The organism is Paenibacillus sp. MDMC362 (assembly GCF_003269305.1).
Lineage (GTDB): Bacteria > Bacillota > Bacilli > Paenibacillales > Paenibacillaceae > Paenibacillus_AQ.
Genome location: NZ_QLYT01000078.1, coordinates 13,599 through 27,368, shown reverse-complemented (window position 1 = coordinate 27,368; position 13,770 = coordinate 13,599). Strand labels below are relative to the sequence as shown.

13 protein-coding genes are annotated in these 13,770 nt (G+C 52.0%); 9 read left to right on the top strand and 4 right to left on the bottom strand.

What is annotated here, in order from left to right; all coding sequences use genetic code 11:
* The first annotated feature begins 731 nt into the window (after nucleotides 1-731).
* The gene (gene tkt, locus DP091_RS29025) at nucleotides 732-2,753 is read left to right on the top strand and encodes a transketolase (RefSeq protein WP_113061520.1); all 2,022 of its coding nucleotides are present in this window, start codon (nucleotides 732-734) and stop codon (nucleotides 2,751-2,753) included.
* Between the two features lie 100 nt (nucleotides 2,754-2,853).
* Nucleotides 2,854-3,171 (top strand): pyrimidine/purine nucleoside phosphorylase, encoded by a 318-nt coding sequence (gene ppnP, locus DP091_RS29020; protein WP_006212330.1) that lies wholly within the window; start codon nucleotides 2,854-2,856, stop codon nucleotides 3,169-3,171.
* 131 nt (nucleotides 3,172-3,302) lie between these two features.
* On the opposite strand, the gene DP091_RS29015 is transcribed toward ppnP, so the two are convergent.
* Together DP091_RS29015 and DP091_RS29010 are read right to left on the bottom strand one after the other, a co-directional pair.
* Nucleotides 3,303-4,229, bottom strand: a complete 927-nt coding sequence (locus DP091_RS29015) for a copper amine oxidase N-terminal domain-containing protein (RefSeq protein WP_113061519.1) — start codon at nucleotides 4,227-4,229, stop codon at nucleotides 3,303-3,305.
* A gap of 169 nt (nucleotides 4,230-4,398) precedes the next feature.
* Nucleotides 4,399-5,295, bottom strand: a complete 897-nt coding sequence (locus tag DP091_RS29010) for an NAD(P)-dependent oxidoreductase (protein WP_113061518.1) — start codon at nucleotides 5,293-5,295, stop codon at nucleotides 4,399-4,401.
* 196 nt (nucleotides 5,296-5,491) lie between these two features.
* On the opposite strand from DP091_RS29010, the gene DP091_RS29005 reads away from it, so the two are divergent.
* From DP091_RS29005 to DP091_RS28995, 3 genes are all read left to right on the top strand, one after another.
* Nucleotides 5,492-6,847: a glucose-6-phosphate isomerase gene (locus DP091_RS29005; protein WP_113061517.1), complete on the top strand. Its 1,356-nt coding sequence runs from the start codon at nucleotides 5,492-5,494 to the stop codon at nucleotides 6,845-6,847.
* A gap of 105 nt (nucleotides 6,848-6,952) precedes the next feature.
* The gene (locus tag DP091_RS29000; RefSeq protein WP_071222614.1) at nucleotides 6,953-7,585 is read left to right on the top strand and encodes a YigZ family protein; all 633 of its coding nucleotides are present in this window, start codon (nucleotides 6,953-6,955) and stop codon (nucleotides 7,583-7,585) included.
* Between the two features lie 6 nt (nucleotides 7,586-7,591).
* Nucleotides 7,592-8,185, top strand: a complete 594-nt coding sequence (locus tag DP091_RS28995; protein WP_113061516.1) for a TetR/AcrR family transcriptional regulator — start codon at nucleotides 7,592-7,594, stop codon at nucleotides 8,183-8,185.
* Between the two features lie 180 nt (nucleotides 8,186-8,365).
* Here the strand turns inward: DP091_RS28995 and DP091_RS28990 are convergent, their stop codons facing one another.
* Nucleotides 8,366-8,767: a secondary thiamine-phosphate synthase enzyme YjbQ gene (locus DP091_RS28990; RefSeq protein ID WP_113061515.1), complete on the bottom strand. Its 402-nt coding sequence runs from the start codon at nucleotides 8,765-8,767 to the stop codon at nucleotides 8,366-8,368.
* A 298-nt stretch (nucleotides 8,768-9,065) separates the two neighbouring features.
* Here DP091_RS28990 and cysT point away from each other — a divergent pair, with 298 nt between their 5' ends.
* From cysT to DP091_RS28970, 4 genes are read left to right on the top strand one after another with little or no spacing between them, the layout of a single operon-like run.
* Entirely contained in the window at nucleotides 9,066-9,881 is an 816-nt protein-coding gene (gene cysT / locus DP091_RS28985; RefSeq protein WP_113061514.1) for a sulfate ABC transporter permease subunit CysT, read from the top strand.
* A complete protein-coding gene (locus tag DP091_RS28980; RefSeq protein WP_113061513.1) occupies nucleotides 9,878-10,675 on the top strand; it encodes a sulfate ABC transporter permease subunit in 798 nt (265 codons plus the stop codon). The genes cysT and DP091_RS28980 overlap by 4 nt, the downstream gene beginning before the upstream one ends.
* Before the next feature lies 1 nt (nucleotide 10,676).
* Nucleotides 10,677-11,741, top strand: coding sequence for a sulfate/molybdate ABC transporter ATP-binding protein (locus tag DP091_RS28975; protein WP_113061512.1), 1,065 nt, complete (start codon nucleotides 10,677-10,679; stop codon nucleotides 11,739-11,741).
* 35 nt (nucleotides 11,742-11,776) lie between these two features.
* Entirely contained in the window at nucleotides 11,777-12,835 is a 1,059-nt protein-coding gene (locus tag DP091_RS28970) for a sulfate ABC transporter substrate-binding protein (RefSeq protein ID WP_113061511.1), read from the top strand.
* A 221-nt stretch (nucleotides 12,836-13,056) separates the two neighbouring features.
* Here DP091_RS28970 and DP091_RS28965 read toward each other — a convergent pair whose 3' ends face one another.
* Nucleotides 13,057-13,623, bottom strand: a complete 567-nt coding sequence (locus DP091_RS28965) for a GNAT family N-acetyltransferase (RefSeq protein ID WP_113061510.1) — start codon at nucleotides 13,621-13,623, stop codon at nucleotides 13,057-13,059.
* Nucleotides 13,624-13,770 lie beyond the last annotated feature (147 nt).

Here is a 13,770-nt window from a genome sequence, read left to right as displayed (position 1 = left end):
GTTCTACGGCGGCAGCTCCGCGAAGCCGCCGCAGGCCGCGCCCGCGCGTGAACGCAGCGGCGCGGGCCAGGGTGCCGGGGGCGGGAACCCCGCCCCGGCACCTAGCGCAGCTCCGGCAGGGGGCCGTAAGGCCCGGCCGGAGGCGCGCGATTCGCAGCGGGCGGATGCCCCGCTGCGGGAAGAGCGGCCGGTGCAGGCGAAGCCGGCCGCAAGCCAGGGCGCGCGCAAGGGAAGCGCGCCAACGCCACCCCCGCCGCCGCAGGCGCAGGGGGACGGCAGCGGCCGGCCCGGGGAGACCGGGCCGGCTCCGGAGGGAGGCTCCTCCATGGATCGCCTCCTCAAAGCCAAAAAACGCGGCACGCGCTGATGTGCGCCTCGCGCTTCGGCCGAAGCTGTCTAATGTGCAGCTTCGGCCGAGGTTTTTTATTGTCGAATGAAGTAACTTTTTCCATGCCGCCGATGCCCGAAAAATCGTTTAACGGATGTCGAATCCGGTTATAACCGGACTATTAAGGGAAATAATGCAAGGGGGATGTCGTTCGCCCTGGCGGCTTTTACACAACTTTGACAATTACGTTATGGAAATGAAAGACGTGTGGTGATACAATAAGAGTCAAAATGATATTCTCAACATTCCTAACTGCTCAATACCATGTGGATTGGGGCTGGAGGGACGTAAGAAGCCTTCATTTTCGAAGCTTACTATGGAAAAGATTTGAGGAGGACGAATCATGACAACTGAACATAACCAAACGATCGACAACCTGTCCATCGCAACGATCCGGACACTGGCGATCGACGCGATCGAAAAAGCCAACTCCGGTCATCCGGGCATGCCGATGGGGTCTGCACCAATGGGCTACCAACTGTTCGCGAAGACGATGAACCATAACCCGGACCAGCCGGCGTGGATTAACCGCGACCGTTTTGTCTTGTCTGCAGGCCATGGCTCCATGCTGCTCTACAGTCTGCTTCACCTGAGCGGTTATGACTTGTCCATTGAGGACCTGAAACAGTTCCGTCAATGGGGAAGCAAAACCCCGGGTCACCCGGAATTCGGCCACACGGCCGGCGTTGATGCAACGACAGGTCCGCTTGGACAAGGCGTGGCTATGGCTGTAGGTATGGCAATGGCTGAAGCTCATCTGGGCGCGACTTACAATAAAGACGGCTTCAACGTGGTGGATCACTATACGTACGCGATTTGCGGCGACGGTGACATGATGGAGGGCGTGGCTTCCGAGGCAGCTTCCCTGGCAGGTCATTTGAAGCTTGGCAAATTGATCATGTTGTACGATTCCAATGATATCTCCCTTGACGGCGAGCTCAGCCTGGCATTCTCCGAGAACGTGGCGAAGCGCTTTGATGCTTATGGCTGGCAAGTGCTGCGCGTAGAAGACGGTAACGATTTGCCTGCGATCGAGAAGGCGATCGAGGAAGCGAAAGCCGATACGAACCGTCCGACGCTGATCGAAGTGAAGACCGTCATTGGTTACGGCAGCCCGAACAAACAAGGCAAAGGCGGCCATGGCGGTACGCACGGTTCTCCGCTTGGAGCTGATGAAGCGAAGCTGACCAAGGATTTTTACAATTGGGTATATGAAGAGGATTTCTATGTGCCTGAGGAAGTGCGCGAGCATTTCGGCAAAGTGAAAGAGCGCGGCATTGCAGCTTATCAAGCTTGGGTTGATCAATTTGCGAAATACAAAGAAGCTTACCCTGAGCTGGCGGCGCAATTCGAGCGCGGCGAATCCGGCGAATTGGCTGAAGGATGGGACAAAGACCTTCCGAAATACAGCGCGGATGACAAAGCGGTATCCACTCGCGTGGCTTCCGGTAAAGCGCTGAACGGGTTGACTGCAGGCGTACCGCAGCTGCTCGGCGGATCGGCTGACCTGGAAAGCTCCACGATGACTCACTTGAACGACCTGGCCTCTTTCACAGCGAACAGCTACGAAGGCCGCAACGTGTATTATGGTGTTCGTGAATTCGCAATGGCCGGTGCCATGAACGGTATCGCTCTCCATGGCGGACTGAAGATCTTCGGCGGTACGTTCTTCGTATTTACGGATTACCTGCGTCCGGCTGTACGTCTGGCAGCGATCATGAAGCTGCCGGTTACGTATGTACTGACTCATGACAGCATCGCTGTCGGTGAAGACGGTCCTACGCATGAACCGATTGAACAATTGGCTTCCCTGCGCATCATTCCAGGCTTGACGGTGATCCGTCCTGCGGATGCCAACGAAACTTCCGCGGCATGGGCATATGCGGTTGAGAACACAGACCGTCCGGTAGCGCTGGTGCTGACTCGTCAGAATCTGCCGATCCTTGCAGGCACGGTGGACAATGCACGCGAGGGCATCAAACGCGGCGCTTATGTTGTATCCGATGCGAAGGATGGCAACGTACAAGCTCAAATTATTGCAACGGGCTCCGAGGTTCAGCTCGCCGTTAAAGCGCAAGCAGCGTTGGCTGAAGAAGGAATCGCCGTACGCGTCATCAGCATGCCGAGCTGGGATCTGTTCGACAGCCAGGATCAGGCATACAAAGATTCCGTGCTGCTTCCTGACGTAAAAGCCCGTCTGGCTATTGAAATGGCTCATCCGTTCGGATGGGAGCGTTATGTCGGAGACAAAGGCGACATTCTGGGCATCAACACATTTGGCGCTTCCGCTCCTGGCGACCGCGTCATAGCCGAGTACGGATTTACCGTTGAAAACGTGGTTAGCCGCGTAAAAGGCTTGCTGTAATCCAAGCGGATCTAACTCCATATTGATTTTCCGGCACCCGCATCATGCGGGTGCCGTCCATATATCAAGCCATAACTATGTTGGAGGGGAGAGTTTGTCAATGTCACAATTTAAGAATGCTACCGTTACAAAGGCAGCCAACGTTTACTATGAGGGGAAGGTAACCAGCCGTACGGTGCTGCTGGAGAATGGCGAGAAGGTAACGCTCGGTATCATGCTTCCGGGAAGCTATGAATTCGGAACGGATGGCCCTGAGATTATGGAAATATTGTCGGGCGATTTGCGCGTTCTGCTGCCGGGAGAGCAGGAGTGGTTAGAGATTCAAGGGTCTGCGACCTTTAACGTTCCGGGCAATTCAAGCTTTAAGCTGGAAATCCGCACCGTGACGGATTATTGCTGCTCTTATCCAACCATGTAATAGATGAAATGCCGCATGTGATTTCGCGTCCGCAAATGCACAACAAAAAGGCTCAAAGCCGTTGGCTTTGAACCCTTATTGTCAATGCCGGATATCAACGCATGACGTCAACGTTGGTTGCTATAATGGACTTATTCCTCCGGGATCGTCACGATCTCGCCTTTATATCCGGGAGCCCGGTTATCAAGCTCTACGTATCCTTCGCTCCATTCCTGATTACGGTCGAGCAGTCGGTAGCTGGTGACGCCGGAAGGATAACGGAATACGAATCGGGCTACAGTCCAGTTTCTGGCATCCGGCTGCCTACCGATCTCGGCTTGAACCGGGGGCAGGAAGAACAGGTTCTGATTCGCAGCCGCTTTGGCGGAGTAATCCAGCTTGCCCTGCCATTTCAAATATTTGACGCCACCCTGGATTTCGTAATATTCGGCGATGTCGTTATCGACCAGGAAGAAGCGATCGGATTTGCCTTTTGGAAAATAATAATCCACGCCCTGCATTTCCACAGGGAGCATTTCCAGCTCAGGTTTCTGCAGTTGGGATGAATAAGGCAGCTTGGCTGCGGCATTCCTGGCGGTGGCCAGATCGGAGCTCTTTAAGTCAGCGAGCATAGCCGCGTCTGCTTTATTGATATAAGCCGTCTTGAGAGAACCATTCCAATCGATGTCGGCATCAAAAGCTTGGGCTACGGCCCTCAGGGGAATCATGGTCTTGCCTTTATGGAGCAGCGGGGCTGCAGGCAGCGTCTTCTGAACTCCGTTCACTTCCATGCGGGGGCTTCCCGCAATGAGAATCACCGTTCGGTGGTCACCCTGAATCGTCACCTGTTTCTTGCTGTTGTCGTACTTCATGACGTAGTTACCCAGAGGTTTGAGATCGGTTAAGGTAACAAAGGTGGAGCCCTGCTTGATCAGCACTTCACCGCTCGCTGTAACATTGTTAATCGAAGCGGTTGGTTTGGCTGCGGCAGAAACCGGTGATACAGCTGTTACTGAAGATAGTACAGTGGTTAGTAGGGCAGCGGCTGTCATTGCTTTTAAACTTGTGGTCCGTTTCATGTTGTATATTTCCTCCCTTCGCATAGTAGACGAAATGAAATGCAAAAAGTTGCTTTCGGAGGGAATATCGCGAATTTGACCGAAAAAATGGCTCCTTCCTCCTGGTCCGGATGATCCGAAAACCAGTATGAAAAGAGCCAGTGTAAGGAAAAGCATGACTTAGCTGGTATTACTTCTGCTGTGCGCCGATTTTCTGTCCGATCCAGGCTTCATAGCATTTCACGACAGCGGAAAGATCCTCTTCGCCATAACCTTCGCTGGCACCGGCTTGGAACAGGCTCTTAGCCAGATTCAGCATAGGGGAAGGCATTCCGATGCCATCGGTGAGCGAGGAGGCCAGCTTGAGGTCTTTGAGCATGAGGTCAAGCGAGAACTGGTTGCTGAAGTCGCCCTCGATAATTTTGCGTCCCTTCAGCTCTGCCGCTTTGCTGCCGGCTGATCCCAGCTGCACGAGCTCCAGGAAGTTGTCAGCGGGAATGCCTGATTTCGCGGCGATGGCGAAGCCTTCGGCAAGCGCCAGATTGTTAATGCCCACAATGGTATTATGCGCAAGCTTCGCGACAGCGCCGCTTCCGTTAGGTCCCATATGGATGACTTTTTTGCCAAGGGTGTCAAATACGTCCGCATGAGCTTCGATGACCGCGGCATCGCCGCCAACCATGAAGACCAAGGTTCCATCAATCGCTGCAGGCTTGCTGCCGGTTACCGGGGCATCCAGGAAGGAAGCGCCCAGACCGGTTACAGCGGAAGCGATTTCCTTGACAAGGCTCTCGGAGATCGTGCTGCAGTCAATGACGGTCATCCCGCTCGTCAGGGAGCCAAGCAGGCCATTCTCTCCGTAGAATACATCCCGGATGGATTGGTCGTTGCTTACCATTGTAATAACAAGGTCTTGTCCTTCAGCCGCTTCACGAGGCGTTTCCGCAATGGAGGCTCCCTGTTCGGCGAGCGGACGGCATTTTTCGTGGGTACGGTTATACACGGTCACATCGTAATCCTGCTTCAGCAGATTGGAGGCCATGGGAGCGCCCATGGTGCCCAGTCCGATAAACCCGATTTTTTTCATAGCTATATCACCTTCGATTATGGATTCCTGATCCACTCTATCTTAGCATGGGTCCCTGAAACGAAGCCAGCGTTTGTGAGCAATGGAAGCGCAAGGGAGATCCGTGCATGAAGAATAGATGACAGTTGGCCCGCGAAACTTGCGGTCTTTATTAAATTAAAGTATCCTATTTCTAAATTCACAGGAGGTTTAAGGCATGTCTAAAAAAATCAAGTTTGATTACAGTAAAGCACTGACCTTTGTCAATCAGCACGAAGTTGATTATTTCGCTGAGCCGATCCGCACAGCTCATGAACAGTTACATAACGGTACGGGAGCCGGCTCCGATTATCTGGGCTGGATCGACCTGCCGACGCAGTATGATAAAGAAGAATTCTCGCGCATCCAGAAAGCGGCTGCCAAAATCCAAAGCGATTCGGACGTTCTGATCGTTATCGGAATCGGAGGCTCCTACCTCGGGGCACGCGCGGCCATCGAAATGCTCTCGCACTCGTTCTATAATGAGCTGTCGAAAGACCAGCGCAAGACACCGGAAATCTATTTTGCGGGCAACAACATCAGCTCGACTTATGTGACTCACCTGCTTCAATTGATTGAAGGCAAGGACTTCTCGGTCAACGTCATCTCCAAATCCGGCACAACGACAGAGCCGGCTATCGCATTCCGTATTTTCCGTGCGGAATTGGAGAAGAAATACGGCAAGGAAGAAGCTCGCAAGCGCATTTACGCTACGACGGATCAATCGAAGGGCGCGCTCAAGAAGCTGGCTACCGAGGAAGGCTACGAGTCCTTTATCATTCCTGACGATGTGGGCGGGCGTTATTCCGTGCTGACAGCGGTCGGTCTGCTTCCGATTGCTACGGCAGGCATCAACATTGAAGAAATGATGCAAGGCGCGGCTGACGCATCCAAGGAATACAGCAGCCCGAACGTAGCCGAGAACGAAGCTTACCAATATGCTGCGGTTCGCAACGCGCTTTACCGTAAAGGCAAAGGCATCGAGATCCTCGTGAACTACGAGCCTTCCCTGCATTTTGTATCCGAATGGTGGAAACAGCTTTATGGCGAGAGCGAAGGCAAGGATTACAAGGGGATTTACCCGGCATCCGTCGATTTCTCTACCGATCTGCACTCCATGGGTCAATTTATCCAGGAAGGCAGCCGCAACATCTTCGAAACGGTTATTCAGGTGGAGAACGTATCCGAGCATATTACGATCGAATCGGATCCGGACGATCTGGACGGCTTGAACTTTCTGACCGGAAAAACATTGGATTTTGTTAACAAAAAGGCCTTCCAAGGCACGATGCTGGCCCATACAGACGGACAAGTTCCGAATTTGATTGTGACAATTCCAGATTTCACTCCCTATTCGTTCGGATATCTGGTATACTTTTTCGAAAAGGCCTGCGGTATCAGCGGCTATCTGTTGGGTGTCAACCCGTTTGACCAACCGGGCGTAGAGGCGTACAAGAAAAATATGTTCGCATTGCTCGGCAAACCTGGGTATGAGAAAGAGAAGGCCGAATTGGAAGCTAGACTTTCCGAATAACCTGACACTTTCTTGGATTAGACGTAAGACGCTGAAGGAAGCAGTCCGCTGGCATATCATTGCCGTGGACTGCTTTCTTGGCAATATAGAGGTGGTTGTAGTTTCATGCTGGATCGTTACAAAACGGTACGTCAGGCGGGCTCCAAAGAGATCGTCATCAAGAAATCGCGTTTCATCGGGCATGTGATGCCGGTTGAAGCCGAAGAGGAAGCCGTCGCTTTTATTGAAGAAATCAAGAAAAAACACTGGAATGCTACCCATAACTGTTCCGCTTATATGATCGGCGAGCGGGATGAGATTCAGAAGCAATCGGACGACGGGGAACCAAGCGGAACGGCTGGTAAGCCAATCCTTGAGGTGATCCGCAATCAGGGGCGGAAGAATGTAGCCATTGTGGTCACGCGTTATTTCGGCGGCATTATGCTGGGTGCGGGCGGATTGATCCGGGCGTACACCGACGGAGCCGTGGCTGCGATTGAGTCAGGCGATCCGATTACAAGGGTTCTTCATCGGGAGATTTTCGTGGAACTGGATTATACCTGGCTGGGTAAGGTGGAGAACGAGCTCCGTAACCGAGGCGTTCGTATGGGAGAGACAAACTTTGCCGACACGGTGACCTTGACCTGCTTGCCGCTCGATGGTGATGCGGAGAGCTTTATGTCTTGGATGGTGGATTTGACACAGGGGCAGTCCCTGATCACAGAGGGAGAGCGGCTTTATTTTATTGAAGGGGAATAAAATAATATGGCAAGAAGAGCAGTCGAACGCGAGTTGTCGAGAGAGCGGATACTGGAAGCAGCCAGGCATTTGTTCATAACCAAGGGGTACAGGGCCATATCGATGCGAAGCATCGGGCAGCATCTGGGTTATAGCCACGGTTCCTTGTATTATCATTTTAAGGAAAAGGCGGAGCTTTTCTACGCCATTGTCATGAAGGACTTTAATGATCTAAGTGATTTGCTGTTGGAAGTCTCGGGAAAGCCTCCCTGTGACGGGGTATCGAAGCTGGAGCAGCTGATGCTGGAATTCGTTCGTTTCGGTCTGGATAATCCTTACCAGTACGAAATCATGTTCATGATTCGAGACGAAGAGCTGCTGTCCTACTGTCGCTCTGAGCAGGGACGCTGTTTTGAAATGTTTGCTATGCTGGTCCGCCAGTATTTGCTTGAGGAAAATTACAGTGAGGAAGAACGGCGAACCGTTCCGTTGACTTTGTTTTTGTCGCTGCATGGATTTATATCGTATTATATTCAGGACAGAATTGGTTTTGATGAGATTAAACCTGCCGCTCTTACCCATATCAAAGTGTTATGCCGGAGTCTGTACAGCAGGGTCTGATGTTTAAATACGGTCAAAACGTGCAGCTTGATGCTTCAATCCGTTACAACGATCTAGCGTTGAAACGTCAATCACCTAATGAATAAAACACAGACAGGTCCACGCCCCCTAGCATGTGCCTGTCTGCTTTTTGTGTTGTTATACATACGCCGGCGTCAACATAACATCTTATTTGAGGGATCATCCTTCCATGATCTTCACATGATATTGGCGCTGCCTCGGTCCGTCGAATTCGCAGAAATAAATGCCCTGCCAACGTCCGAGGAGCAGGTGCCCGTTCTGAATGATCACGGTCTGGGAAGGGCCGCAGGTGATCGATTTGAGGTGGGAAGCGGTGTTGCCCTCCGCATGGCGATACTTGGGATGATTCCAAGGATAGACCTCATCGAACGACATCAGGACGTCCCGTTTCACATCGGGATCCGCATTCTCATTGATGGCAATCCCCGCCGTCGTATGCGGACAATAGATCAGGGCCGTTCCCTGCTGGACCCCGCTTTGTTTTACATAGGAGTGGATCTCCCTTGTAATATCCCTCATTTCATCTCGACTTTGCGTATCCAATTCACCGGTATACAGCATGTGGTTACCTCCTCATTTTTCAAAAGATAAGATAGTATAAACATCCGAGGCTTAGCATCCTTATCTCGCAAGAAAAACTTCCGCTAAATGCGGTCTGTCTGCTGAGAAAGTACGTCGACAGACGTTTTTCTTACCATTTCTTTTATTTTACCCGATAAAGTGCAAAAGATGGATTGACGATGGGATTCCGCTTTTGGTAAAGTATGTGTAAAGAAAACCAAGTATACAAATAGGAAATATAAAGATGGTTTGTGAAAGTGTCGACCGGAATGCCATCCGGAGGCGGGAGGGATACGAGATGACAACATGGATTCGTCATAAAGGTTGGACTTGGGGGTTTCGAAGTACCGTACTGCTTTATTTTCTTGCCTTGATCGTACTGCCGATCTTTGGGGTATATGTGCAATCATTTTCTGCAGGATGGAGTCATTTTACGGAGAGCATTATGGATCCGATCGCGTGGAAGGCTGTGCTGCTTACCGTCAAGCTGGGCGTCATCTCTACTTTCATTAACGTGCTTATCGGAACGATGATTGCATGGGTGCTTATACGATATAAGTTTCCGGGAAGGACGCTGCTGAACAGTCTGGTCGACCTGCCCTTTGCGCTGCCGACAGCCGTTGGCGGTCTGATGATATTGCTGCTGCTGGGCCCCGGGAGCTTTCTCGGTGGTTTGGCAGAGAAATTGGGTTTTGAAATTGTATTCCACCAGCCCGCGATTGTGATAGCGATGATGTTTGTTACGTTTCCGTTTGTCATCCGTGCGGTTCAGCCGCTGCTGGAGGAGCTCGACCCGCTCGAAGAAGAAGCGGCATATACGATGGGAGCTTCCAGGGCGAGAACCTTTTTTAAAGTCATCCTGCCGTCGATGCTGCCCGGGATTATCAGCGGAGGAATGCTGGCATTCTCAAGGGCATTAGCCGAATTCGGGGCCGTTGTCTTGGTGGCTGGCAACATTCCGGGAAGAACACTTATTGCCTCGGTTTTTATCTTTGGCGAGGTCGAGAGCGATAATCCTGCCGGAGCAGCTGCGGTATCTATTCTGCTCCTTACCCTCTCTTTTATCATCCTCTGGGTGATCAATGCCGTACAGCAGAGGGGGAGACGAGTTTGAGACGTCTGTGGATCGGACTTACGTACGCCGTATTTATTATTCTGCTGATTATCCCCCTGTCCCGAATTGCGATCGGTGCGTTTGATAAAGGGCTAAGCGGGTTTGTCGAAGGTTTGTTCAGGCCGGAAGCCTTGCATGCCCTGATGATGACGGGGCTTATAGTGGTATTCGTTACGCTCCTCAATGCGTTGTTTGGCATCATGATGGCGTTGTACCTGGTACGGGCGAATTGGCTGAGCCGAAAGATCAAGGGCATTCTGAACAGCATTGTCGATCTGCCCTATGCGGTATCGCCGGTCATTGGCGGTTTAATGATTGTACTGCTGCTCGGACCCGACAGCATCATCGGCGGTTTTTTTGAAGGGATCGGGTTTAAAGTGGTATATGCTTTCCCGGGCATGGTAATCGCCACACTGTTCGTCACGTTTCCGCTCATGGTTCGTGAGGTCATGCCTGTATTGCAGGAAATTGGAAATGATCAGGAACAGGCGGCATCGACGCTGGGGGCTTACGAATGGACAACGTTTCGAAAGGTAACATGGCCTTCGATCCGGTGGGCTGTCGTATATGGTCTGGTACTCACGGTAGCCCGTTCATTGGGCGAGTTTGGAGCGGTGCTGGTGGTATCCGGTAATATCATGAATAAAACTCAGACGGCGACAACGTTAGTATATCAGGATGTGGAGAATTTTAACGTGGCTGCGGCGAACGGCGTCGCATTGGTATTGGCTGCCTTCTCGGTAGGACTCTTGCTGCTGATGGAATGGGCCAAAAAAAGAAAGGATGTGCATTGATATGCATGTGGAGGTTCGCGATCTGAACAAGCATTTTGGTACGTTTCATGCGGTCAAGGATGTCAGCTTCGAAATTGAGAAGGGACATCTGATTGGACTTCTGGGGCCCAGCGGAGGCGGCAAAACCTCCATCCTGCGCATGCTGGCCGGTCTTGAGAATCCGGACTCCGGGCACATCTCCTTTCATGGCCAAGTGGTCAATGATCTGCCGCCGCAGGAGCGCGGCATCGGCTTTGTGTTCCAGAACTATGCCTTGTTTAAGCATATGACCGTGTTTGATAACATCGCTTTCGGTTTGAAGGTGAAGAAGACTCCCAAGGCCATAATCAAGGATCGGGTTATGGAACTGGTGGAGCTGACCGGCTTAAAAGGCTTCGAGAGCCGTTATCCGCACCAGTTATCGGGCGGACAGCGTCAGCGAGTAGCCTTTGCCAGAGCGCTGGCACCCGAACCGCAGCTGCTCTTATTGGATGAACCGTTCGCTGCCATCGATGCGAAGATCCGCCAGGAGCTGCGCTCCTGGCTTCGTGAGCTGATCGAGCGGGTCGGCATTACGTCGATTTTTGTTACGCATGACCAGGATGAGGCAATTGAAGTCGCGGACGAAATTATGATTATTAATCAAGGGCGAGTGGAGCAGAAGGGAACGCCTTGGGATATTTACAAGGAGCCGAAGACGCCGTTTGTCGCTTCATTCATAGGCGAATCCACCGTGATTTCGAGCGCTGCGGAGCTGAAGGGATTTGAGGCAGCCGCTAACAAGAATGCGACGCGTGCGCTGATTCGTCCGGAATATATCGAGATTGGAAGCAAGCATGATTTCAACGTGTTGTCGGCTACGGAGACGGGGATCGTCCGTCATCTGCATTTCCGCGGCAGCGAATGGCTGGTGGAGGTGGAGGTTAAGGGACATAAGCTGATCACTTATCGTTCACTGGAGAAGGAAACGCTGTATCCGGGTCAAGAGGTCCGGGTCCTCGTTCACCGGGCTTATCTCTTTAATGAAGAGCACAGCTGGATCGAGGAGAATCGACTGAAGGTCGACCCGATGCCAATTATGATCTGATAGTTCTAAATATCCGAAGGGAAGTGGATTCATTCATGCGGATCTTAAATATGAAACGCACCTCATTCCTGCTGGTTGGCATGGCGCTTCTCTTCAGTTTTTTTATGGCAGGATGCGCCAGTGATCCGCCGGATCGCGAAGAAGTGATATCCCGAGCGGGAGAGAGAACGATCGTTCTGGGCGCGTACAGCGTGGCCAGAGATGCCCTGTCCGAGATCATCCCTGCTTTTCAAGCGCAGTGGAAGGAGCAGACGGGAGAAACCATTCGGTTTCAGGAATCCTACGAGGCTTCCGGAACACAAGCTCGTGCCATCACGGGCGGATTTGAGGCCGACGTAACGCTGCTTGCCATGGAAGGGGATGTCGACAAGCTGGCTCGGGAAGGGCTTGTGGACCCGGAATGGAAATCTCAGCCGCATAACGGCATGGTGACACGATCGATTGTCGTTCTCGGCACGCGCGAGGGAAATCCGAAAGGAATACGGGATTTTGACGATCTGACCCGATCGGACGTCAAGGTGCTGTATCCGAATCCGAAGACCTCGGGCGGCGCCCAGTGGGACATTAACGCGATCTACGGCGCGGGGCTGAAACAATCGGAAGAGAACGGAAAGCGTGATCCTGCCGAAGCGAAAGCTTTCCTTGAAGCGGTTCACCGCAATGTGGAATCGCTCGATAAAAGCGGGCGGGCTTCCATGGCGGCTTTTGAATACGGGGTAGGCGACGTGATCGTAACGTATGAGAACGAGCTGCTCGCCCGGATTGCTCAAGGCGTCCAATATGATATCGTTGTGCCGCAGCACACGATGCTGATCGAGAATCCGGCTGCAGTTGTCGAGCGTTTCGCTGAAAAACACGGTACGCTGGATGTATCAACAGCTTTCGTAGAGTACTTGCGCACGCCGGAGGCACAGAGCATATTCGTGAAGTACGGGTTCCGTCCTGTTGAAGAATCGGTCTTTGAACAGACGAAGGATCAGTTTTCCAACCCGCCGGGGTTATTCGATATCGAGTATCTGGGTGGATGGGATCAGGTGCGCGAGACGCTGTATTCCAAGCGCGGAGTCTGGTATCAGGTGCTGGCCGGTCTATGATGCTCGCGGCAAACGGGAGCGATTGAGGGTTCATGAGGGCCAGTCGCGTGCTGAGCTGCGTTTCGTACATGGCCCGTCGTTCAAAAATGAGAAAAAGCGAGCCGTCCAGGATCTCCTGGCCGGCTCTTATTTGTATATATAGAACATTAAGCAATGATCTGAATAACGCCTCATGTACTGGAAGTTTTCCATGTAAACGGATGGTGCCGTACAATCTTGTCCTACACGCTCATTTTCCGCGCATCCCATTCTTCGCGCAGAATGCCCATGCGAATGGAATCGTAGTAGACGCCCTCGTAATATCTGCACTTTCGCATACGGCCTTCGAGCTGCATGCCAACCTTCTCCGCGCAGCGCATCATTCTCGGATTGCCGGACCAGGTGGTGATGCCGACACGAGCGATGGTGAGATTTTGAAACAGGCATTCCACCCATAGCGACAGCGCTTCCGTGCCGTATCCGCCGCTCCAATGGCTCGGATCGTAAATCAGGATGCCCGCTTCCAGCCAGCGTGAGGCTTCATGCTCCCAATAGAACGTGACGATGCCAATCGTCTTTCCCTCTGCTTCGATGAGCAAATCACTCGGAAATTGATCGGTTTCGAAGTCGGCGTTCCACTGCGTTTCAAATATTTCGTAGGAAATCTGCTTGAGCGGGAAATAAGGAGCGTCGTATTTTTTCCATTCCGGATTCTTCGTGCCATAGATCAGATTATATAAAACCGGGGTATCCTCGGGTTTCCTGGATCTTAGCGTCACTTTGCTGCCTTCAAGGCGAATTTTTTGCATATGTTGAAATTCCTTTCGCTCTGTATTCTGTACATGCTTAAGTACGGTCCGGGTTCTCTACATTGTAACGGTGAACAAGTTGGTTGCCAACTAAATTTGGATAAATGATCCTTTATATGAAACATTAGGTGACATTATTCCGTCAAT